The organism is Stenotrophomonas sp. STEN225 (genome assembly GCF_056756445.1).
On the sequence record NZ_JBRRBV010000004.1, the window covers coordinates 83,547 to 106,354 of the forward strand.

At 67.5% G+C, this 22,808-nt stretch carries 17 protein-coding genes; 11 read left to right on the top strand and 6 right to left on the bottom strand.

The window, feature by feature from the left end:
* The first annotated feature begins 53 nt into the window (after nt 1-53).
* From pcaH to pcaC, 5 genes are all read left to right on the top strand, one after another.
* Nucleotides 54-764 (top strand): protocatechuate 3,4-dioxygenase subunit beta, encoded by a 711-nt coding sequence (pcaH, locus tag ACVOJ1_RS05680; RefSeq protein ID WP_164152933.1) that lies wholly within the window; start codon nt 54-56, stop codon nt 762-764.
* Nucleotides 765-768: 4 nt separating this feature from the next.
* Nucleotides 769-1,332, top strand: a complete 564-nt coding sequence (gene pcaG / locus ACVOJ1_RS05685) for a protocatechuate 3,4-dioxygenase subunit alpha (protein ID WP_346480118.1) — start codon at nt 769-771, stop codon at nt 1,330-1,332.
* Nucleotides 1,333-1,422: 90 nt separating this feature from the next.
* Nucleotides 1,423-2,766: a 3-carboxy-cis,cis-muconate cycloisomerase gene (locus tag ACVOJ1_RS05690; RefSeq protein ID WP_346480119.1), complete on the top strand. Its 1,344-nt coding sequence runs from the start codon at nt 1,423-1,425 to the stop codon at nt 2,764-2,766.
* Nucleotides 2,767-2,791: 25 nt separating this feature from the next.
* On the top strand, nt 2,792-3,577 hold the full coding sequence (pcaD, locus tag ACVOJ1_RS05695) for a 3-oxoadipate enol-lactonase (RefSeq protein ID WP_164152931.1): 786 nt from the start codon (nt 2,792-2,794) through the stop codon (nt 3,575-3,577).
* A gap of 24 nt (nt 3,578-3,601) precedes the next feature.
* Nucleotides 3,602-3,988: a 4-carboxymuconolactone decarboxylase gene (pcaC, locus tag ACVOJ1_RS05700; RefSeq protein ID WP_065181323.1), complete on the top strand. Its 387-nt coding sequence runs from the start codon at nt 3,602-3,604 to the stop codon at nt 3,986-3,988.
* A gap of 115 nt (nt 3,989-4,103) precedes the next feature.
* On the opposite strand, the gene ACVOJ1_RS05705 is transcribed toward pcaC, so the two are convergent.
* Together ACVOJ1_RS05705 and ACVOJ1_RS05710 are read right to left on the bottom strand one after the other, a co-directional pair.
* Nucleotides 4,104-4,961 (bottom strand): IclR family transcriptional regulator domain-containing protein, encoded by an 858-nt coding sequence (locus tag ACVOJ1_RS05705; RefSeq protein ID WP_193396349.1) that lies wholly within the window; start codon nt 4,959-4,961, stop codon nt 4,104-4,106.
* A 101-nt stretch (nt 4,962-5,062) separates the two neighbouring features.
* A complete protein-coding gene (locus tag ACVOJ1_RS05710; RefSeq protein ID WP_346480120.1) occupies nt 5,063-7,486 on the bottom strand; it encodes a membrane-bound PQQ-dependent dehydrogenase, glucose/quinate/shikimate family in 2,424 nt (807 codons plus the stop codon).
* A 296-nt stretch (nt 7,487-7,782) separates the two neighbouring features.
* On the opposite strand from ACVOJ1_RS05710, the gene ACVOJ1_RS05715 reads away from it, so the two are divergent.
* Entirely contained in the window at nt 7,783-8,322 is a 540-nt protein-coding gene (locus tag ACVOJ1_RS05715) for an adenine phosphoribosyltransferase (RefSeq protein ID WP_053517758.1), read from the top strand.
* A gap of 80 nt (nt 8,323-8,402) precedes the next feature.
* On the opposite strand, the gene dbpA is transcribed toward ACVOJ1_RS05715, so the two are convergent.
* Together dbpA and ACVOJ1_RS05725 are read right to left on the bottom strand one after the other, a co-directional pair.
* Nucleotides 8,403-9,779 carry an ATP-dependent RNA helicase DbpA gene (dbpA, locus tag ACVOJ1_RS05720; protein WP_053517757.1) on the bottom strand — a complete coding sequence of 459 codons (1,377 nt, stop codon included), beginning with the start codon at nt 9,777-9,779 and terminating at the stop codon, nt 8,403-8,405.
* A 69-nt stretch (nt 9,780-9,848) separates the two neighbouring features.
* Nucleotides 9,849-10,928: a YeiH family putative sulfate export transporter gene (locus ACVOJ1_RS05725; RefSeq protein ID WP_197601164.1), complete on the bottom strand. Its 1,080-nt coding sequence runs from the start codon at nt 10,926-10,928 to the stop codon at nt 9,849-9,851.
* 101 nt (nt 10,929-11,029) lie between these two features.
* Here ACVOJ1_RS05725 and ACVOJ1_RS05730 point away from each other — a divergent pair, with 101 nt between their 5' ends.
* A complete protein-coding gene (locus tag ACVOJ1_RS05730) occupies nt 11,030-11,905 on the top strand; it encodes a LysR family transcriptional regulator (RefSeq protein WP_065181327.1) in 876 nt (291 codons plus the stop codon).
* A 51-nt stretch (nt 11,906-11,956) separates the two neighbouring features.
* On the top strand, nt 11,957-13,837 hold the full coding sequence (locus ACVOJ1_RS05735) for an ATP-binding cassette domain-containing protein (RefSeq protein ID WP_065175043.1): 1,881 nt from the start codon (nt 11,957-11,959) through the stop codon (nt 13,835-13,837).
* 129 nt (nt 13,838-13,966) lie between these two features.
* Here the strand turns inward: ACVOJ1_RS05735 and ACVOJ1_RS05740 are convergent, their stop codons facing one another.
* Together ACVOJ1_RS05740 and ACVOJ1_RS05745 are read right to left on the bottom strand one after the other, a co-directional pair.
* Nucleotides 13,967-14,428 carry a c-type cytochrome gene (locus ACVOJ1_RS05740; RefSeq protein ID WP_053517751.1) on the bottom strand — a complete coding sequence of 154 codons (462 nt, stop codon included), beginning with the start codon at nt 14,426-14,428 and terminating at the stop codon, nt 13,967-13,969.
* Between the two features lie 9 nt (nt 14,429-14,437).
* Nucleotides 14,438-14,830, bottom strand: coding sequence for a c-type cytochrome (locus ACVOJ1_RS05745; RefSeq protein ID WP_053517750.1), 393 nt, complete (start codon nt 14,828-14,830; stop codon nt 14,438-14,440).
* A gap of 205 nt (nt 14,831-15,035) precedes the next feature.
* On the opposite strand from ACVOJ1_RS05745, the gene ACVOJ1_RS05750 reads away from it, so the two are divergent.
* Genes ACVOJ1_RS05750 through ACVOJ1_RS05760 form a run of 3 tightly spaced genes read left to right on the top strand, consistent with a single transcriptional unit; the run spans nt 15,036 to nt 22,773 of the window.
* Entirely contained in the window at nt 15,036-16,181 is a 1,146-nt protein-coding gene (locus tag ACVOJ1_RS05750; protein ID WP_053517749.1) for an efflux RND transporter periplasmic adaptor subunit, read from the top strand.
* A 56-nt stretch (nt 16,182-16,237) separates the two neighbouring features.
* Complete coding sequence (locus tag ACVOJ1_RS05755; protein ID WP_239519825.1) at nt 16,238-19,699, top strand: efflux RND transporter permease subunit; 3,462 nt, start codon at nt 16,238-16,240, stop codon at nt 19,697-19,699.
* Nucleotides 19,696-22,773, top strand: a complete 3,078-nt coding sequence (locus ACVOJ1_RS05760; RefSeq protein ID WP_065181330.1) for an efflux RND transporter permease subunit — start codon at nt 19,696-19,698, stop codon at nt 22,771-22,773. Before ACVOJ1_RS05755 ends, ACVOJ1_RS05760 begins: the two co-directional genes overlap by 4 nt.
* Nucleotides 22,774-22,808 lie beyond the last annotated feature (35 nt).

Genomic DNA, 22,808 nt, shown 5'->3' on the forward strand with positions numbered 1-22,808 from the left:
ATGATCTGCACGACAGCCGCGGCCTGCGGGCCGCTCGCCAACAGGAGTACGCCATGAGCGATCCCACTCAACTGCGCGGCTACCGCACGCCGTATCCCGGCAGCCAGCCGCCGCGCATCCACCTGCCGTATGCCTCCACCGCGCTGCGTGGCCCGGGTACCGATCCGATCGCCATCCCGGTGACGCTCTCGGAAGTGACCGGCCCGAGCATCAACCGCATCACCCTGGGTGAGCACGCCGCGGACCTGACCGCAGGTTTCCCCGGCCAGCCGCAGGGCGAGCGCATCATCGTCAGCGGCCGCGTGCTGGACGAGAATGGCCGCCCGGTGCGCAACACCGTGGTCGAGGTATGGCAGTGCAACGCTGCTGGCCGTTACCTGCACAAGGGTGACCAGCACGATGCACCGCTGGATCCCAACTTCAAGGGTACGGGCCAGGTGCTGACCGACAGCGAAGGCCGTTACCGCTTCACCACCATCAAGCCCGGCGCCTACCCGTGGCGTAACCACTACAACGCCTGGCGCCCGGCGCACATCCATTTCTCCCTGCATGGCGATGGCATCGGCCAGCGGCTGGTCACGCAGATGTACTTCCCCAACGACCCACTGCTGGCGTTCGATCCCATCTACAACTGCGTGGACGATGCCAACGCGCGCGAGCGCATGGTGTCCTCGTTCGATTGGGAAACCACTGCCAACGAATTCGCGCTGGGTTACCGCTTCGACATCGTGCTGCGCGGTCGCAAGATGACCGTCTGGGAGTAAGACCATGAGTTTCCAATCCACTCCGTGGCAGACCGTCGGCCCGTACTACCGCCTGGGCCTGGAACCGCTGTACCGCACCGACATCGCCCCGGCCACCGCGCAGGGCGAACGCGTGCACGTGCAGGGCCAGGTGTTCGATGGCAATGGCGTGCCGGTGTCCGATGCCGTGCTGGAAATCTGGCAGGCCGACGCACAGGGCATCTATGCCCACGGCGAAGACCCGCGCCGCGACGACCACGACCCGGCCTTCGATGGCTGGGGCCGCGTGCCGACCGATGAGCAGGGGCGGTTTGCCTTCAGCACCGTCAAGCCGGGCCGCGTGCCGGGCCTGCGTGGCGAGCCGCAGGCACCGCACCTGATCGTGCTGGTGTTCATGCGTGGCCTGCTGCAGGCCGTGCGGGGCCGCATCTACTTCAGCGACGAGGCCAGCAATGGCGAGGACGGCATCCTCGCGCTGGTACCGCCCGAGCGCGGTCACACGCTGGTTGCGCAGGCGCAGGGCAAGGGTCTGTACCGGTGGGACGTGCGCATGCAGGGCCCGGATGAGACGGTCTTCTTCGCCTACTGATCGCGGCGCGCGCGACGCGCCTTCCGGCCACTCCACGCCCGCACGCAGCGCGCGCGGGTAAGCTGTGGCCACCCAGGATGGACTGCACCGATGAGCCTCTCCCCAACGCTGCTGGGCGGTCTGTTCGGCGATTCTGCCGTCGACGCCGTGTTCAGTGATCAAGCGCGCCTGCAGGCGATGCTGGACGTCGAGCGCGCGCTGGCACGCGCGCAGGTGCGGTGCGGGGTGATTCCCGCCTCTGCACTGGCCCCGATCGAAGCGGCCTGCCGCGCCGACCTGTATGCGCTGCCGGCGCTGTCGGCCGCCACCGCGCTGGCTGGCAACCCGGCCATTCCATTGGTCAAGGCGCTCACTGCGCAGGTCAAGGCGAATGATGCCGAAGCCGCGCGCTGGGTGCACTGGGGTGCCACCAGCCAGGACATCATCGACACCGGCGCCGTATTGCAGCTGCGCACGGCGGTCGGTCACGTGCAGGCGCGACTGCAGGTGCTGTGTACGGCGTTGGCGCGGCTGGCCGAGGCCGAGCGCGGCACCGGTCTGCCGGGACGCACGCTGCTGCAGCAGGCCGTGCCGGTAACCTTCGGGTTGAAGGCCGCCGGTTGGCTTGATGCCCTGCAGCGCAGCCAGCGGCGCCTGGACGCGCTGGCCGAAGACACTCTGGTGCTGCAGTTCGGTGGCGCCGCGGGCACGCTGGCCTCGCTGCAGACGCGCGGGTTAGACGTGGCCGAAGCCCTGGCTGCCGAGTTGCAGTTGCCGCTGCCGGCGCTGCCCTGGCACACCGCACGTGATCGTATCGCCGAACTGGGCAGCGTGTTCGCGCTGCTGACCGGCAGCCTCGGCAAGATCGCCAGCGATATCGTGCTGCTGATGCAGTCCGAGGTGGCGGAGGCCTTCGAGCCGGCCGGGGAGGGCAAGGGGGGCTCCTCGGCGATGCCGCACAAGCGCAATCCGGTGGGCTGCGTGGCGGCCATCGCCGCCGCCACGCGCGTGCCGGGCCTGCTGTCCACGTTGTTCAGCGCCATGCCGCAGCCGCACGAGCGCGCGGCCGGGCAGTGGCATGCCGAGTGGGAGACCGTGCCGGAGATCGTCCGCCTGTGTGCGGGCAGCCTGGCCCAGGTGGAGATGGTGGTGCAGGGCCTGCAACTGGACCGCGCACGCATGCGCCAGCATCTGGACAGCCATGGCGGCCTGCTCTACGCCGAGGCCGTGGCGGTCACCCTGGGCGAGCGTATCGGCAAGTCGGCCGCGCACGCCCTGGTGGAGCAGGCCGCGAAGCAGGCGCTGGCGCAATCGCAGCATCTGCGTGACGTGCTGGCGCAGACGCCGGAGGTCACCGCGCAGCTTTCCGCTGCACAACTGGATGCCCTGTTCGCTGCCGACAGCTGGCGCGGCATGGCCGATACCTGGATCGACCGCGTGCTCGCGCGCGGCTGATCCCACGTTCACCGCTGGAGCACGCATGCCCTTCCTCGACCTTCCGCAGCACCGCCTGCATTACCAGACCGAGGGCCGTGCCGACGCGCCATGGCTGACGTTCTGCAATTCGCTCGGTACCGACCTGGGCATGTGGCAGCCGCAGGTGGATGCGCTGGCCTCGCAGTATCGAATCCTGCGTTATGACCGTCGGGGCCACGGCCAGTCCAGCGCTCCGCCCGGGTTGTACACCGTGGCCGAACTGGGCGCCGATGTGCTGGCCCTGTGGGATCACGTGGGCGTCGAGCGCAGCCATTTCTGCGGTCTTTCGATCGGTGGTCTGACCGGGCAGTGGCTGGGCGTGCACGCTGGCAACCGGCTGCGCACGCTCACCGTGGCCGCCACCGCGGCGAAGATCGGCACGCTGGAGAGCTGGCAGGCGCGTATGGCCCAGGTCCAGCACGATGGCTTGTTGCCCCTCGTGGATGGCACCCGCGAACGCTGGTTCACCGCTGCCTTCGCACAGACCCATGCCAGCCAGGTGGAGGAGATCCTGCAGGTATTCCTGGCGACCCGCGTCGACGGTTACGTCGGCTGCTGCAACGCGGTGGCAACGGCCGACTTCCGCGATGTGCTGGGCCGCATCGGCGTGCCGCTGCTGGCCATTGCCGGTGATGATGATCCGGTGTGCGTGCCGACCGATCTGCAGGCAATCGCCGAGGGCGTGGCCCATGGCCACTACGCCGCTGTCCCGGGCCGCCACATCTGCAACCTGGAGTCGCCGCAGGCATTCACTTCCGCACTGGCTGCGCATCTTTCCGCGCAGCACTGACCCCCGCATAACAGGTAGACCACGATGGACGAACAGGAACGCTACGAAGCCGGCCTTGCGGTGCGCCGCCAGGTGCTGGGCGAGGCACACGTTGAACGCTCGCTGCAGGCGCGCACCGATTTCACCACCGAATTCCAGGACTTCATCACCCGCACAGCGTGGGGCACGGTGTGGACGCGTGAGGGGCTGCCGCGGCATACGCGCTCGCTGCTGACCATCGTGATGATGGTGGCGCTGGGCCACGACGAGGAGTTCAAGCTGCACATCCGTGCCGCCCGCAACAACGGCGTCACGCCGGAGCAGATCAAGGAAGTGCTGCTGCAGGCTGCGATCTACTGTGGCGTGCCTGCGGCCAACCACGCCTTCGCGCTGGCTAAGCCGATTCTGGAAGAGCAGGCCGCCGAGGGCTGATGCCGGTTCCGCCGGGCGTGGCCCGGCGCTACCTGGCCGCGTTGTGGTAGCGCCGGGCGATGCCCGGCGAGCGCAGCGGCCCACGATGACGCCGGGCCATGCCCGTCGGCGTGCCTCAATTCAACAACGTGCCCAATCGCTGCGCCGCTTCGCGCAGGCGCGGCAGCAGCTGGGTCTGCATCACGCCCAGACCGATACGGCCCGCCTGGGTGCCGATGTTCAACGCACCAACCACGTCACCGCTGCGCGAACGCACAGGCACTGCGATCGAGCGCAGGCCGATCTCCAGTTCCTGGTCGACCAGGGACACACCTTCGCGGCGCACCTTCTCCAGCGTGTCCAGGAAATCATCCATACGGGTGATGGTGCGCTCGGTGCGCGGCCGCAGCGGATTGCGTTCCAGATAGCCTTCCAGCGTGTCGCGCGGCAACGCCGCGAGCAACACGCGGCCCATCGATGTGCAGTAGGCAGGCAGACGGCTGCCCGCGCGCAGTCCAATCGACATGATGCGTACGGTTTCCGCACGTGCCACGTACAGGATGTCGTCGCCGTCCAGCACGCCCAGCGAGCAGGATTCATGCACGTCGTCGCGCAGGGCATCGAGCACCGGCTGCGCTGCGGCGGTCATCGACGACGACGCCACATAGGCACCGCCCATGCCCAGCACGCGCGGCAGCAGCACGTAGCCACGGCCCTGTTCGCCGACATAGCCCAGCTTTTCCAGCGTATACAGCACGCGCCGCACCGCGGCACGCGAGATGCCGGTATCGGTGCTGATCTGTGACATGGTCACTTCGCGCGGGTGCTGCGAGAACACGCTCAGCACGGCCAGACCGCGACCGAGCGATGTCATGAAGTCCGGGTCGCCCTGGTTGTCCTGGATCTGCTGCATCAGCTCATGGGCCAGGCCACGGTCCTGCGGCGGAGCAGGTGCGCGCTTGGGGCGACGGCTGGGAGGATCGGCGGCAGGCATGGCAGCAGCTTTCATCGGGTTCGACCTTGCATGGTAAGCGCTCGCACCAGCAACCGGTACCCGGGTAGCGCCGCCCGGCAGGCGACGCTACGGGGCAGGGTTCACCTGCGCTCGGGCAGCGCGTAGGCAATCACGTAATCGCCGCGGTCCGGCGACTGGCGGGCGCCACCGGCGGAGATCACCACGTACTGACGGCCGGTCTTTGGCGAGACATAGGTCATCGGCGTGCCCTGGCTACCCACCGGCATGCGTGCTTTCCACAGCTCATCGCCGGTACGGCTGTCGTAGGCACGCAGGTAGTAATCCTGCGTGCCCGCGAAGAACAGCAGGCCTGACTGGGTGGCCAGCGAACCGCCCAGGGTCGGCATGCCGATCGGGATCGACAGGCCCATCTTGATGCCCATCGGACCGGTGTCCTTCACCGTGCCCACCGGTACCTGCCAGACCAGTTTGCGGGTCGCCAGGTTGATCGCCGACATCGTGCCGAACGGGGGCTTCTGGCAGGGAATGCCAAGCTTGGACAGGAAGCGGTCGCGCAGCGAACCATAGGGCGTGCCGGTCTGCGAGGCCGCGCCCATTTCCACGCCGCCGTCGCCGCTGCTCATCTGCGCGCGCGGAATCAGCTTGGTCCACAGGCCCAGGCGCATGTCATTGACGAACAGATAGCCGGTGGTCGGGTCGACCGAGGCGCTGCCCCAGTTCATGCCGCCCAGCGAACCCGGCCATTGCAGCGCCAGGTCTTCGCCAGGCGGCGTGTACATGCCGTCGTAGCGGAACTGCTTGAACTGGATGCGGCACAGCATCTGGTCGATCGGGGTGGCTCCCCACATGTCCGACTCGGTCAGCGTTTCCGCGCCGATCTGCGGCAGGCCCACCGACAGCGGCTGGGTGGCGGCGTAGCGCTCGCCCTCGGCGTTGCCCTGCGGCGCCGGAATGTCGCGCACTTCGCTGATCGGCACGCCGGTCTGCCGGTTGAGCATGAAGATCTGCCCGGCCTTGGTGACCTGCAGCAGCGCCGGCAATGTGCCGCCCTTGCCGTCGGGTACATCGATCAGGGTCGGCTGCGCGGGCAGATCGTAGTCCCACAGATCGTGGTGTACGGTCTGGTACACCCAGCGTTCCTTGCCGGTGGCGACGTCGAGCGCGACCACGGCAGAGCTGTACTTGTCGTCCTGCGGCGTGCGTTCGCCGGCCCACTGATCCGGCGTGGTGTTGCCGGTGGGCAGGTAGACCAGGCCCAGTTGCGGGTCGTAGGCCATCGACGTCCACACATTCGGCGTCGCACGGGTGTAGTGGATCGACGGATCCAGCGGCACGTCCGGGGTCTCCTTTGAAAGATCCCAGATCCAGACCAGCGCACCGGTGCGCACGTTGTACGCACGCACCACGCCGGACGGTTCACCCACTTCGATGTTGTCGGCCACCCGACCGCCGACCACGATCAGCTCGCCCGCCACCAGCGGCGCGGCGGTGAGGGTGTAGAAACCGGGCTTGATCTCGCCCATGCCGACCTTCAGGTTGACCACCCCGTTGCTGCCAAAGTCCGGGCAAAGGGCACCGGTGTTCGCATCCAGCGCGAACAGGCGGGCGTCGATGGAGGTCATCAGGATGCGCTTCCCGCACAGCGCCGGGCCGGTGCTCGCCACGTCAGTGGCCGGCACTGGTGCCGGTGCCGGTGTAGCCGTCGTCGCGGCGGCCGGTGCGGTAGTCGCATCGAAATAGCCTAGGCCCCGGCAACGCTGCCAGTTCGGTGCGGTGGCCTTGGGATCGAAGGCCCAGCGCTGCTTGCCCGAATCGGCATCAACGGCGATCACCTGGTTGTGCGGGGTGCACAGGTACAGGGTGTCGCCGATCTGCAGCGGGGTGTTCTGGTCTTCGGCGCCGAAGCCGTTGCTTTCCGGTACATCGCCGGTGCGCGCGGTCCAGGCCACCTGCAGCTCTTTCACATTGGCCGGGGTGATCTGGTCCAGTGCGGCAAAGCGGGTACCGGCGGTGGTATTGCCCCAGTGCATCCAGTCGCGCTGCTCAGCGCCCTTGGCCACGGGCACTACGGGGGGTGTGGTGCCCTGCGCCGCCTGCACGGGACGCGGCTGGAACGCTGCGAATGCAGTACCCAGCAGACCCACCAGCAGCACTGCAGCCACGCCATAGGCGCCGCGACCGGCCACCTGGCCGCGGCTGCGGCGCAGCACCGGCCAGGCCAAGGCGACCAGCAGGGCGAGCACGGCGGGCATCACCAGGCGCGAAACCAGCGGCCAGAAATTCCAGCCGGCATCCACCAGCGCCCACAGCAGCGTAGCCACGAACGCCAGGCCGTACAGCAGCGCACCGTTCGGCCTGCGCATCACCAGCAGCACGCCGGCCACGGCAGACGCTACACCCATCATCAGGAAGTACCAGCTGCCCCCCAGCTGCACCAGGCGTACGCCGCCGACCAGCAGAGCCAAGCCGAACAGCGTCACCAGGATGCCGAGCAGGATCACCAGCACACGGCACACGGCCGGAACCTTCGTCGTCTCGTCCACGTTGCATGAACCTCATTGCAGGAACCCGCGCGAAGGCGGGGAAGCCCCGCGCGCGCCAGGCGTGGCGGGGGCCGACGGCATCCAGAGCGGCTGCGGGCCGTGACGGCGTGCAGGCGTCGATCTGCTTATGACGCAAGGCGGGTGAATGACCGATCACGGCGATTATCGCACGCGTGTGCGATTTTGGCGTGAGGCTGCGTCGCCATTGATGGAACGCAGCGGCGCGAAGATGCCGGGAACGGGCAGCGTACGGACGAACCGGTTACCCTATGCCGCCATACAAGCTGGTAGCTGCAATGACCGACGCCACCGTGGCCGTCCCCGCGTGGGCCTCGCGCCTGCGCGACATCGCCGACTTCCCCAAGCCCGGCATCCTGTTCAAGGACATCATGCCGCTGCTCGCGCACGGCGAGGACTTCCGTGATGCCATCCGCGCGATGGCCGACCGCTGGCGCGACCAGAAACTGGACGCGGTGGTGGGTATCGAATCGCGCGGTTTCATCCTGGGCGCCGCGATGGCACTGGAACTGGGCGTCGGCTTCGTGCCGGTGCGCAAGCCGGGCAAGCTGCCCGGCCAGGTGCTGCGCGAGGAATACACACTGGAGTACCGCAGCGACTGCATCGAAGTGCATGCCGATGCGCTGGCGGCCGGCGCGCGCGTGGCGATCATCGATGACGTGCTGGCCACCGGCGGCACGCTGGTGGCCGCATTGTCGCTGGTGCGCCGGTTGGGCGTGGACGTGGTCGGTGCTGGCGTCCTGGTCGAGCTGGATGGCCTGGGTGGCCGCGCCCGTTGGCAGGCGGACCTGCCGCTGCACACCGAGCTGGTGTTCTGAGACTGCCGCCGGGCATGGCCCGGCGCTACCCGTTCTGAGACGGTCGCCGGGCATGGCCCGGCGCTACCTGTCGCTGGGCCTTACATCATCCGTACGCGGAAGCGGCGGCCCTTGATCTTGCCGGCCTCCAGTTTCGCCACGGCCTTGCTGGCCTGCTCGCGCGCGATCGCCACGTAGGAGCGGGTCGGGAAGATCGCGATCTTGCCGATGAACTTGCCCGACAGGCCGGCGTCGCCGGTCAAGGCGCCGAGGATGTCGCCCGGGCGCAGCTTGTCTGTCTTGCCACCGTCGATGCGCAGGGTGCGCATCGCTGCCTGCGGCAACTCGGCGGGGCGTGACGTCGCCAGCGGCGTTTTCTGCCAGTCCAGCGCGTGCCCCATCTGTGCTTCGATTGCTTCGGCGCGGGTCTTTTCGCGGCCCGCCACCAGGCTGATGGCCAGGCCGCTGGCGCCGGCACGGCCGGTACGTCCAACGCGGTGCTGGTAGCTTTCGACATCGGTCGGCAGCTCGTAGTTGATCACCGCCGCCAGCTCTTCCACGTCCAGACCGCGCGCGGCGACGTCGCTGGCGACCAGCACGTTGCAGCTGCGGTTGGCCAGGAGCAGCAGCACTTCCTCACGGTCACGCTGCTCCATGTCACCGTGCAGGGCCAGCGCCGAGAAGCCGAACTGCTGCAGCGAATGGGCGACCTCATCCACGTCCTTGCGGGTATTGCAGAACACCACCGCCGATTCGGGCGTGTACTTGAGCAGCAGGCCGGCCAGCGCCTTCTGCCGATGGGCCGGCTCGACCTCGCAGAACAGGTGGCGGATGGCCGGCGCCTGGTCAGCGCCTTCCACGGTGACTTCAACGGCATCGCGCAGCAGATCACGTGCAATGGCACGGATGCTGTCGGGGAAGGTGGCCGAGAACAGCAGGCTCTGCCGGTCCTTGTGGGTGCGTCCGGCGATTTCGCGGATGGGCTCTTCAAAGCCCATGTCGAGCATGCGATCGGCTTCGTCCAGCACCAGCGTGCGCACCGCGCCAAGATTCAGCGCGCGCTTGCGTGCCAGCTCCTGCACGCGGCCAGGGGTGCCGACCACCACGTGCGGGTCGTGGCCTTCCAGCGAAGCCAGCTGCGGTCCCAGCGGCACGCCGCCGACCAGCAGCAGCAACTTCAGGTTGGGGATGCCGGTGGCCAGCTTGCGGATCTGCTTGCCGACCTGGTCGGCCAGTTCGCGGGTCGGGCACAGCACCAGCGCCTGCACGCGGATCAGGCTCGGATCGATCGCCTGCAGCAGCCCCAGGCCAAACGCAGCGGTCTTGCCGCTGCCGGTCGGAGCCTGCGCGATCACGTCGCGGCCATCGAGGATGGCGGGCAGGCTCTGGGCCTGCACAGGGGTCAGGGTGGTGTAGCCGAGGGCATCCAGGCCGGGCTGCAGGGCCGGGCTCAGCGGCAGGGTCGAGAAATCAGTCATGGCGCATTGTACCTGCGCGCGCGGCCGTCACCGTCTCCCGGGGCAGCGGCCGTATCGGCAGACCTGCGCTCAGTGCAGCATCGCCAGCACGCCCTGGTGGATCGCCAGGCCACCGAACAGCAGCCAGGCGAACAGGAGCAGCGCCAGCAGCAGCGGCTTCAGGCCCGCCTGGCGCAGCGCGGAGACATGGGTGGTCACGCCCAGCGCCGCCATCGCCATCGCCAGCAGCACCGTGTCCAGCTGCACCAGCGCTGCGTGAAGTCCGGCGGGCAGCAGCTGCAGCGAGTTCATGCCGGCCACGGCGACGAAACCGAACGCGAACCACGGCACAACGATGCGGGCCTTGCTGCCCTCGGACGTTGCCCTGCTGCCGCGTGCCAGCCAGAGCGACAGCACGACCAGGAAGGGCGCAAGCAGCATCACCCGGACCATCTTGGTGATGACGGCGGTATCGGCAGCCGCCTCACCCACGGCACGGCCGGCAGCCACCACCTGCGCCACTTCGTGCACGGTCGCCCCGGTGAACAGGCCGTACTGCTGCGCGTCCATCGCCAGCCAGCCGTGCGACTGCAGCAACGCATACAGCGCCGGATACAGGAACATGGCAAGCGTACCGAACACCACCACGGTCGATACCGCCACCGTTACCTGTGCCGCACGACCACGCACCACCGGCTCGGCCGCCATCACTGCCGCCGCGCCACAGATGGCACTGCCGGCGCCGATCAGCATCGCCGCCTCACGCTCCATCCTGAACACGCGCGTGCCCAGCCAACAGGCCAGGCCAAATGTGCTGGCGACCACCAGCACGTCCATCAGCACGCCGGCGATGCCGACATGGCCGATGTCCTGGAACGTCAGGCGCAGGCCATACAGCACAATGCCGGCACGCAGCAGCCAGTGCTTGGCGAAGCCGATGCCTGCCGCGCTGCGCGGCGCCAGCCGCGGGTAGAGGGTATTGCCGACCGCGATACCGGCGACGATCGCCACGGTCAGCGCGCTCAGGCCATGCGCCTGCAGCCATGGCAGGTCCGCCAGATGAAGCGATGCCGCAGCGAGCAGGCCCGCCAGCAGCAGCCCGGGCAGGCGCGGCTGCCAGCGCTGCCGCAGAACGGGCAGGGACCAGGTGGAGGGGGCGGAGGTGCTCATCGCGGGACCGGTGTGGGGAACGATGAAAAGCGTGCGCCTGCGCCAATGACCTGTAAAACGAATAATATAAGTAGAATCTACCTGCTTTATAGGTAAATGCCATGCGCCTGACTCTGCGCCAGCTCCAGGTCTTCGTCGCCATTGCCGACCACGGAAGTACCTCCGCGGCCGGCCAGGCCATCGCGCTCTCGCAGTCGGCCAGCAGTGCCGCCCTGCAGGAGCTGGAGGCGCACTTCGGCACGCCCCTGTTCGACCGTGTCGGTCGCCGCCTGGTGCTGAACGGCCATGGCCGCGCGCTGCTGGAACCGGCCCGCGCGCTGCTGGTCAATGCCGTTGATCTCGAGCGCCAGCTCGCTGCCGGCGGGGACCCCGCGCAGGGGGCACCGTTGCGGCTGGTGCTGGCGGCCAGCACCACCATCGGCAACTACCTGCTGCCGGCGCGCATCGCCGACCTGTTGCGGCAGGCGCCGCAGGCGGAAGTCGATCTGCGCATCGACAACAGCGCCGGCGTGGTCGCCGCCGTCCAGCGGCTGGATGTGGATGCCGGCCTGATCGAGGGGCCATGCCACGAGCGGGGTTTGCAGGTGACCGCGTGGCAGCAGGATCCGCTGGTGATCGTTGCCGCCGCCGACGCGGCGGCGCGCTGGTCGCTGGAGGATCTGCGCGCGGCGCGCTGGCTGCTGCGCGAACCCGGGTCCGGCACCCGCGAGGCCGTGGAGCAGGCGCTTCTGCCGCATCTGCGCGGCTTCGCGCAGACCCTGCAGCTGGGCAATACCGAGGCGATCAAGCAAGCCGCGATCGCCGGCCTCGGCGTGGCCTGCCTTTCACGTCACGCATTGGAGGAGCCGCTGGCACTGGGTCGCCTGCGTGTGCTGGATACACCACTACCCGCGCTGCAGCGCACGCTGTGGCTGGTGCGCCACCCTGGCAAGCAATGGTTGCCGGGTCTGCAGGCGTTGCTGGGGGAGGTGGGCTGATCGATCTCCGGGAGCAGCCCGGCCGGCGCCCCCAACCCGTACAATATCCGGATGCCTCTGATTACTCTGCAGAACGTCGACTTCAGCGTCGGCGGCCCGTTGTTGCTGGAAAAAGCCGAACTGTCGATCGAGCCGGGTGAACGCATCGCCCTGATCGGCCGCAACGGCGCCGGCAAATCCACCCTGCTCAAGCTGCTGTCCGGCGACCACAAGCCCGATGATGGCGAAGTACGCGTCCAGCAGGGCGTCCGTGTGACCCGCCTGGAACAGGAAGTGCCGCACGGCGCGGCCGGCTCGGTGTTCGACGTGGTGGCCGATGGCCTGGGTGAGCTGGGCCAGTGGCTGGCCGAGTTCCACCACCTCAGCCATGCCGACGAGTTCGACGGCGATGCGCTCGGCCGGGTGCAGGCCAAGATCGACGCGGCCAATGGCTGGGGTCTGGACCAGCGCGTGGCCGAGACACTGACCAAGCTCGACCTGGATGGCGATGCGGAGTTCGCGCGCCTGTCCGGTGGCATGAAGCGCCGCGTCCTGTTGGGCCGCGCGCTGGTCTCCAGCCCGGACCTGCTGCTGCTGGACGAGCCGACCAACCACCTGGACATCGAAGCCATCGACTGGCTGGAAGCATTCCTGAAGGGCTGGAGCGGCAGCGTGGTGTTCGTCACCCATGACCGCCGCTTCCTGCGTGCGCTGGCCACCCGCATCGTCGAGATCGATCGCGGCCAGGTCACCAGCTGGCCCGGCGACTGGGCCAACTACGAACGCCGCCGCGAAGAGCGCCTCAACGCGCAGGCGCAGGAGAACGCGCGCTTCGACAAGCTGCTGGCACAGGAAGAAGTGTGGATCCGGCAGGGCATCAAGGCGCGCCGCACCCGCGATGAAGGTCGCGTGCGCCGGCTGAAAGCGATGCGCACCGAACGGTCGCAGCGACGCGAGCTGAGCGGCAATGTCCGGATGGAAGCGGCACAGGGCGTGAGCTCCGGCAAGAAGGTCATCGACGTCAAGGACATTTCGTTCGCGTTCGGCGACCGCACCATGGTCCGCGACTTCACCACCACCATCCTGCGCGGCGACCGGATCGGCCTGATCGGCCCCAACGGCAGCGGCAAGACCACCCTGTTGAAGCTGCTGCTGGGTGAACTGCAGCCGCAGAAGGGCGAGGTCAACGCCGGCACCAACCTGCAGGTGGCCTATTTCGACCAGTATCGTGCCGTGTTGCGCGAAGACTGGAGCGCCATCGAGAACGTGGCCGAAGGCCGTGATTTCCTCGAGTTCAACGGCAAGCGGAAGCACGTGCATGCCTATCTGCAGGACTTCATGTTCACGCCCGAGCGCGCGCGCGCGCCGATCACCCGGCTGTCCGGTGGGGAGCGCAACCGCCTGCTGCTGGCCAAGCTGTTCGCGCAGCCGTCCAACCTGCTGGTGATGGACGAACCCACCAACGACCTGGACGTGGAAACGCTTGAGCTGCTGGAAGAGCTGCTTGGCGAGTACACCGGCACGCTGCTGCTGGTCAGCCACGATCGTGATTTCATCGACAACGTGGTGACGTCCACGCTGGTGATGGAGGGCGACGGCGTGATCGGCGAGTACGTTGGAGGCTATACCGACTGGCAGCGCTACGCGGCCAGTACCGCAGCGGCAGCAGTGCCCGCCGCTGCCAGGCCGGCGGCAGCGGCTGCGCCTGTGGCTGCCGCGGAACCTGCCGCGGCCAAGCGCAAGCTCAGCTACAAGGAAGCGCGCGAACTGGAGCAGCTGCCGAAGACGATCGAGAAGCTGGAAGGTGACGTCGAAGGCCTCACCTCAGCGATGAATGATCCCTCGTTCTACACCCGCAGCAGCGCCGAGGTGACGGCACACACGCAGCAGCTGGCCAAGGTGCAGGCCGAACTGGACGCCGCGTACGCGCGCTGGGAAGAGCTGGAAGGCTGATCGTTGACCGACGCTGGCGGTGCAAGGGTAGCGCGGGGCCATGCCCCGCGGGCGCACAGCGCGGGCTTCTGGCGTTCCGCCGGGCATGGCCCGGCGCCAGGGATGCAAGGGCGCCACGGCGCCCTGATCCTATTTGACCCCGTGCAGATCCCGCAGCTGGCTTGGCCGGCTGCCGAAGTACGCCGCCAGGTCGGCGATGTCCTGATCGCTCAGGTCCGTCGCCTGCGGCGTCATCAACGCGTGCTGGCGGTCGCCGGAACGGTAGGCCTGCAGCGCATGCGCGAGGTAATCACCGTACTGCCCACCCAGTTTCGGGTAGGTCGGATCGATCGGGGCGTTGCCGTCGGCACCATGGCAATCGATGCAGCTCTGGTTGGTGGCCTTGCCCTTCACCTTGGCCCGGGCTTCACCGGCAGCCTCACGGCCGGTGGGCAGGCCTGCCGACGATGAAGAGCCGTGCTCGCCGCTGGCATGGCCCGGATCGGCGGCGGATTTCTCGCTGTTCTCCACCTGTGACTGCGAGCAGGCCGCCAGCAGCAGGGCGACGGACAGGGCGATGGCATGACGCAGTGGATGCGCGGCTTTCGACATGGGCGGGCCTTACTTGACGGTGGACAGGTAAACAGAGAGATCGGCGATCTCCTGTTCGCTGAAACTCATCGACTGGGCCTGCATCGTCGGATGCCGGCGCTTGCCCTGGCGGTACTCGGTCAGGGCCTGGGTCAGGTACTGCTGGGTCTGGCCACCGATCTTCGGTACCCGGTAACTCGGGTAGGCGTTCTTGTAACCGGTGATGCCATGACACCCCTGGCAGGTGTAGGCCAGCACCCGGCCATTGTCGTAATTGCCAGCGGGCGCGGCGGCGGCAGCAGCGGCGGGTGCCGGGGCCGGGGCGGGTGCTGCGGTTGTGGTAGCTGGAGCGGGCTGTGCGGCGGCCCCGAGGGGCAGGAGGACGGCCAGAGCGAGACAAGCGGCGAGCGGCTGCGGGCGCATGATGTCGTTTCCGGGGATTCGGGTCTGGTCGTTCCGGCGTGGGGTACGGAACGACCCGAGTATAGCCTCAGGTTTCATCTAGCTGAAATGGGGGTGGGCCGACCAGCGGCGTGAAGACACCATGACCTTTGGGATATGGTGTTGCCGTGAAGTGGTGCATTACTTTGCTACCACACCTGCCCACGCATCCTCCAGGGACCTGACGATGTCGCACCCAATCTTCCTGCATGGCCGCCGCAGCGGACTCTGCGCCGCCGCCCTGCTGATCTCCACCACGCTGATGCTGGGCGGTTGCGCCGCGGGCCCCAACAGCGAGGCCAAGGCCGCCGAAACCAAGGATGAGAAAAAAGTCGAGTCCGTGCCGGTCGAGGTCGCGGTGGCCAGCCGCCGCGCGGTGGCGGCCAGCTACACCGGCACCGCCGCGCTGGAGCCGCGCGCCGAGTCGCAGGTGGTTGCCAAGACCTCGGGCGTGGCGCTGGCGGTGCTGGTCGAGGAAGGCCAGCGGGTCAGCGCGGGGCAGCCGCTGGTACGGCTCGATCCGGACCGCGCACGCCTGGCGGTTGCGCAGAGCGAGGCACAGATGCGCAAGCTCGAGAACAACTACCAGCGCGCACAGAAGCTGGTCGGCCAGCAGATGGTCAGTGCCGCCGACGTCGACCAGCTGCGCTTCGATCTGGAAAACGTGCGCGCGCAGTATCGCCTGGCCACGCTGGAGCTGTCGTACACCACGGTGGTCGCACCGATCTCCGGCGTGATCGCCTCGCGCTCGATCAAGACCGGCAACTTCGTGCAGATCAACACGCCGATCTTCCGCATCGTCGACAACTCGCGCCTGGAAGCCACCCTCAACGTTCCCGAACGCGAGCTGGCAACGCTGCGTGCCGGCCAGCCGGTGACCCTGTCGGCGGATGCACTGCCGGGCCAGAGCTTCACCGGCATCGTTGATCGCATCGCACCGGTGGTGGATTCGGGCAGCGGCACGTTCCGTGTTGTCAGTGCCTTCGACGGCACTGCCCATTCCCTGCAGCCGGGCATGTTCGGCCGGATCCGCATCGATTACGACCAGCGTGCCGACGCCCTGGTCGTGCCGCGCCTGGCGCTGCTCGACGATGGTGAGCCGGCGGTGTTCCGGGTGCGCGACGGCAAGGTCGCACGCGTTCCGGTCAAGCTGGGTTACGCCGAGGGGCCATGGGTGGAGATCCGTGATGGCCTGGCGGCTGGAGACCAGGTGGTCACCGCAGGCAAGGTCGCGCTGCGCGACGGCACCGCCGTGCAGGTGATCGCTGATCCGAAGGCGAAGACGGCGACGGCCTCGGCCAAGCCGGCAGACAAGGCCGGGAGCCGGCAATGAGCCATCCTGACCACGACCACGGTGCTTCGCCCCACGGCGAAAGCGCCGCCGCCGGCATGCGCGGCGGCCTGGTGGAGTTCGCTACCCGCCGCCGCGTCACCATTGCCATGTGCACGGTCACCCTGCTGCTGTTCGGCCTGATAGCGCTGGGCAGCCTCAAGGTCAACCTGCTGCCGGACCTGAGCTACCCGACGCTGACGGTACGCACCGAATACACCGGTGCGGCACCGACCGAGATCGAAACCCTGATCACCCAGCCGGTGGAAGAAGCCGTGGGCGTGGTCAAGAACCTGCGCAAGCTGAAGTCGGTCTCGCGCACCGGCCAGAGCGATGTGGTGCTGGAGTTCGCCTGGGGCACCAACATGGACCAGGCCAGCCTGGAAGTGCGCGACAAGATGGAAGCGCTGAACCTGCCGCTGGAGGCGAAAGCCCCGGTGCTGCTGCGCTTCAATCCGTCCACCGAGCCGATCATGCGCCTGGTGCTGTCCAGCAAGGCGGCCCCGTCCAGCGATGCCGACGCCATCCGCGAGCTGACCATCCTGCGCCGCTACGCCGACGAGGATCTGAAGAAGAAGCTGGAACCGGTCACCGGCGTGGCGGCGGTCAAGGTCGGCGGCGGCCTGGAGGACGAGATCCAGGTCGACATCGACCAGCAGAAGCTCGCGCAGCTGAATCTGCCGATCGATACCGTCATCAAGCGCCTGAAGGACGAGAACATCAACATCTCCGGCGGTCGGCTGGAAGAGGGCTCGCAGCGCTTCCTGGTGCGTACCGTCAACCAGTTCGCCGACCTGGAGGAGATCCGCAACCTGCTGGTCACCACCCAGGCGTCCAATGGCAGTGCGGCGGACTCCGCGCTGCAGCAGATGTTCAACATTGCCGCCTCCACCGGTTCCGCTGCGGCCATCGCCGCAGCCTCGGCCGCACAGAGCGCATCGTCCGGCGGTGGCTCCAGCGTGGTTGCCAATGGCATTCCCGTCCGATTGAAGGACGTGGCCACCGTGCGCCAGGGCTACAAGGAGCGTGAAGCGATCATCCGCCTCGGCGGCAAGGAATCGGTCGAGCTGGCGATCTACAAGGAAGGCGACGCCAACACCGTCGCCACCGCCGAAGCGCTGCGCAAACGCCTGGAGCAGATCAAGGGCACGTTCCCCGGCGATGCCGAACTGACCACCATCGAGGACCAGTCGCGCTTCATCGAGCATGCGATCAGCGACGTCAAGAAGGATGCGGTGATCGGTGGCCTGCTGGCGATCCTGATCATCTTCCTGTTCCTCCGCGATGGCTGGAGCACGTTCGTCATCAGCCTGTCGCTGCCGGTGTCGATCATCGCCACGTTCTTCTTCATGGGCCAGCTGGGTCTCAGCCTGAACGTCATGTCGCTGGGCGGCCTGGCGCTGGCGACGGGCCTGGTGGTGGACGATTCGATCGTGGTGCTGGAGAGCATCGCCAAGGCGCGCGAGCGCGGGCTGGGCATCCTGCAGGCCGCGATCGAAGGCACCCGCGAAGTGAGCATGGCAGTGGTCGCCTCCACCCTGACCACCATCGCGGTGTTCCTGCCACTGGTGTTCGTCGACGGTATCGCCGGCCAGCTGTTCCGCGACCAGGCGCTGACCGTGGCGATTGCCATCGCCATTTCGCTGCTGGTATCGATGACACTGATTCCGATGCTCAGTTCGCTGAAGGGGCGGCCGCCGCTGGCGTTCCCCGAAGAGCCCGCCAGCGAGGCGTGGCAGCCGGAGCGTCGCTGGCAGAAGCCCGTTGCAGCCGGCCGTCGTGGCTTCGTCGCTGCGGTGCGCTGGACCTTCTATGCGCTGGCCTGGCTGGTGGTGCGTGCCTGCCGCGGCGTTGCCGCCGTGATCGGTCCGGTCATGCGCAAGGCCAGCGATATCGCGATGAAGCCCTATGCGGGGGCCGAACGTGGCTACCTGCGGCTGTTGCCGAGCGCGCTGGCGCACCCCGGCAAGGTGCTGGGCCTGGCCGCGCTGGCGTTTGCAGCCACCATGGCGCTGGTGCCGATGCTGGGCGCCGACCTCATCCCGCAGCTGGCGCAGGACCGCTTCGAGATGACCGTCAAGCTGCCGGCCGGCACGCCGTTGAAGCAGACCGATGCACTGGTCCGCGAACTGCAGCTGGCGCACGGCAAGGGCGAGGGCGTGGCCTCGCTGTACGGCGTCAGTGGCAGCGGTACCCGGCTGGACGCAAGCCCGACCGAGAGCGGCGAGAACATCGGCAAGCTGACCGTGGTGATGGAAGGCGGTGGGGATGCGCGCACCGAAGCGGCCATCACCGAGCGCCTGCGTGGCACCATGGCCGGGCACCCCGGCGCGCAGGTCGACTTCGCGCGGCCGGCACTGTTCAGCTTCTCGACGCCGCTGGAAATCGAACTGCGTGGTCAGGACATGGCCACGCTGGAGCAGGCCGGCCAGCGGCTGGCTGCCCTGCTGCGCGGCAATGCGCACTACGCCGACGTGAAGTCGACGGTGGAGGAGGGCTTCCCGGAGATCCAGATCCGCTTCGACCAGGAGCGCGCCGGTGCACTGGGCCTGACCACCCGCCAGATCGCCGACGTCGTGGTGAAGAAGGTGCGCGGCGATGTGGCCACCCGCTACAGCTTCCGCGACCGCAAGATCGACGTGCTGGTACGGGCACAGGAAGGCGACCGGGCCAGCGTGGAGAGCATCCGCCGCTTGATCGTCAACCCGGGCAGTACCCGTCCGGTCACCCTGGACGCCGTGGCCGACGTGGTGGCCACCACCGGTCCGAGCGAGATCCACCGTGCCGATCAGACCCGCGTCGCGGTGGTCTCGGCCAACCTGCGTGACATCGATCTGGGCGCGGCCATGCGCGAAGTGCAGCAGATGGTCGCCGAACAGCCGCTTGGTGCGGGCGTCGGCCTGCATATCGGTGGCCAGGGCGAGGAGCTGGCGCAGGCGGCAACGTCGCTGATCTTCGCCTTCGGACTGGCGATCTTCCTGGTCTATCTGGTGATGGCGTCGCAGTTCGAATCGCTGCTGCATCCGTTCGTGATCCTGTTCACCATCCCGCTGGCGCTGGTCGGCGCGATCCTGGCGCTGATGCTGACCGGCAAGCCGATCTCGGTGGTGGTGTTCATCGGCCTGATCCTGCTGGTGGGACTGGTCACCAAGAACGCGATCATCCTGATCGACAAGGTCAATCAGCTGCGCGAGGCCGGCGTGGCCAAGCACGAGGCGCTGGTGGAAGGCGCGCGCTCGCGCCTGCGTCCGATCATCATGACCACCCTGTGCACGCTGTTCGGCTTCCTGCCACTGGCGGTGGCGATGGGCGAGGGCGCTGAAGTACGTGCGCCGATGGCGATCACCGTGATCGGCGGCCTGCTGGTCTCCACCCTGCTGACCCTGCTGGTGATCCCGGTGGTCTACGACCTGATGGATCGCCGCGGCGACGCCTACTACCGCGAACGCGGCCGCAAGCACGCCGGCGACGGACTGCGGATCGCAGAAGGTGGCCGCGTCGGCGGCGAGGAGCCGGCATGAGTGTCGCCGAGTTCTCCATCCGCCGTCCGGTCACCACCATCATGTGCTTCGTATCGCTGGTGGTGATCGGCCTGATCGCTTCATTCCGGCTGCCACTGGAGGCTCTGCCGGACATCTCCGCGCCGTTCCTGTTCGTGCAGATTCCGTACACGGGCTCGACACCGGAAGAAGTGGAGCGGACCATCATCCGGCCGGTGGAAGAGTCATTGGCAACGATGACCGGGATCAAGCGCATGCGCTCCTCGGCCACGTCCGAAGCGGCGCTGATCTTCATCGAGTTCAGCGACTGGGACCGTGACATCGCCATCGCCGCTTCGGACGCGCGCGAACGTATCGATGCGATCCGCAGCGACCTGCCTGACGACCTGCAGCGCTACAACGTGTTCAAGTGGTCCAGCAGCGACCAGCCGGTGCTGAAGGTGCGCCTGGCCAGCACCACCGACCTGACGACCGCCTATGACATGCTCGACCGCGAGTTCAAGCGGCGCATCGAGCGCATTCCTGGCGTTGCGCGCGTGGACATCACCGGTGCACCGCCGAATGAAGTCGAGATCGCGATCGATCCCAACCGGCTCAACGCGCACGGGCTGAGCATCAACGAGCTGAGCGAACGGTTGCGCACGCTGAACTTTTCGATCTCGGCCGGGCAGATCGATGACAACGGCCAGCGTGTGCGCGTGCAACCGGTCGGCGAGATCACCGACCTGCAGGAACTGCGCGATCTGGTGATCAACGCCAAGGGCCTGCGGCTGGGTGACATCGCCGATGTGCGGCTGAAGCCGGCGCGGATGAATTATGGCCGCCGCCTGGATGGCAACCCGGCAGTGGGCCTGGACATCTTCAAGGAGCGCAGCGCCAATCTGGTCGACGTCTCGCGCGCGGCGCTGGCCGAAGTCGAAGCGATCCGCGCACAGGCCTCGATGCGCGATGTGCAGATCAAGGTCATCGACAACCAGGGCAAGGCGGTGACCTCCTCGCTGCTGGAGCTGGCCGAAGCCGGTGCGGTGGGCCTGATCCTGTCGGTGACGGTGCTGTTCTTCTTCCTGCGCCACTGGCCGTCCACGCTGATGGTGACGCTGGCCATCCCGATCTGCTTCACCATCACCCTGGGCTTCATGTACTTCGTCGGGGTGACGCTGAACATCCTGACCATGATGGGCCTGCTGCTGGCGGTGGGCATGCTGGTGGACAACGCCGTGGTGGTGGTGGAGAGCATCTACCAGGAGCGCGAGCGCATGCCGGGACAGCCACGGCTGGCCTCGATCATCGGCACCCGCAACGTCGCCATCGCGCTCAGCGCCGGCACCCTGTGCCATTGCATCGTGTTCGTGCCGAACCTGTTCGGCGAGACCAACAACATCAGCATCTTCATGGCACAGATCGCGATCACCATTTCGGTATCGCTGCTGGCGTCTTGGCTGGTGGCGGTCAGCCTGATTCCGATGCTGTCCGCGCGCATGGCCACGCCCAAGCTCGTGCACTCGCAGACCGGCCTGATCGCGCGCCTGCAGCGGCGCTACGCGCAGGTGCTGGACTGGTCGCTGCACCATCGTGGCTGGAGCCTGCTGGGCATCGTGCTGGTGGTGGCCGTCAGCCTGGTGCCGATGAAACTGACCAAGGTGGACATGTTCGGTGGTGAAGGTGGCAAGGACATCTTCATCGGCTACATGTGGAAGGGTGCCTACACCTACCGGCAGATGTCCGAGGAAGTGGCTCGGGTGGAGAACTGGATCGACGAGAACCGTGAGCGCCTGCACGTCAAGCAGGTGTACTCCTGGTACAGCGAGCAGGAAGGCAGCTCGACGGTCGTCACCCTGGACGAGAAGTACGCCAAGGACATCAAGTCACTGCAGGAGGAGCTGCGCAAGGGCCTGCCGAAGTCCGCGCGTACCGACTACTTCGTCGGCAACCAGGGCGGTGATGGTGGTGGCGGCAACCAGGGCGTGCAGGTGCAGTTGATCGGCGATTCCAGCAGCATGCTGCAGGAAATCGGCCAGGAAGTGCTGCCCCTGCTGGCCCAGCGTGCGGAGCTGCGCGACGTGCGCATCGACAATGGCGAGAAGGGCGGTGAACTCAAGGTGCGCGTCGATCGCGAGCGTGCCGCCGCCTTCGGCTTCAATGCCGAGCAGGTGGCCAGCTTTGTCGGCCTGGCATTGCGCGGTGCACCGATGCGCGAGTTCCGTCGCGGCGACAACGAGGTGCCGGTCTGGGTGCGCTTCGCCGGAGCCGAGCAGAGCAGCCCGGAAGACCTGGCCGGCTTCAGCGTGCGTACCGGCGACGGCCGCAGCGTGCCACTGCTGAGTCTGGTCAGCGTCGATGTCGGTTCGTCCGCCACCCAGATCGGCCGAACCAACCGGCAGACCACGCTGACGATCAAGGCCAACCTGGCCGAGAAGATCACCGCACCGGACGGACGCAAGGCGATCGAGGCCGTACTCAAGCCGATGAGCTTCCCGGCCGGCTATGGCTACACCTTCGATGGCGGCGACTATGGCAACGATGACGAGGCGATGCAGCAGATGGTGTTCAACCTGCTCATCGCGTTGGTGATGATCTACGTGGTGATGGCGGCGGTGTTCGAATCGCTGCTGTTCCCGGCGGCGATCATGAGCGGCGTGCTGTTCTCGATCTTCGGCGTGTTCTGGCTGTTCTGGATCACCGGCACCTCGTTCGGAATCATGTCCTTCATCGGCATCCTGGTGCTGATGGGCGTGGTGGTGAACAACGGCATCGTGATGATCGAGCACATCAACAACCTCCGGCGCAGCGGCATGGGGCGTACCCAGGCCCTGGTGGAGGGCTCACGCGAGCGCCTGCGCCCGATCATGATGACCATGGGAACGGCGATCCTGGCGATGGTGCCGATTTCGCTGACCAACACGCAGATGTTCGGCGACGGCCCGGAGTACGCGCCGATGGCCCGTGCCATCGCCGGTGGACTGGCGTTCTCGACCGTGGTCAGCCTGCTGTTCCTGCCGACGATCTACGCGGTGCTGGACGACCTGCGCAATGCCGTGACGCGGCTGATCCGCCGCGCGCGCGGCCTGGAAAAGGTGGCGGCAACGGCCGCCTAGCGTCGAGCTTGCCCGACTACGGGGAACGACAACGT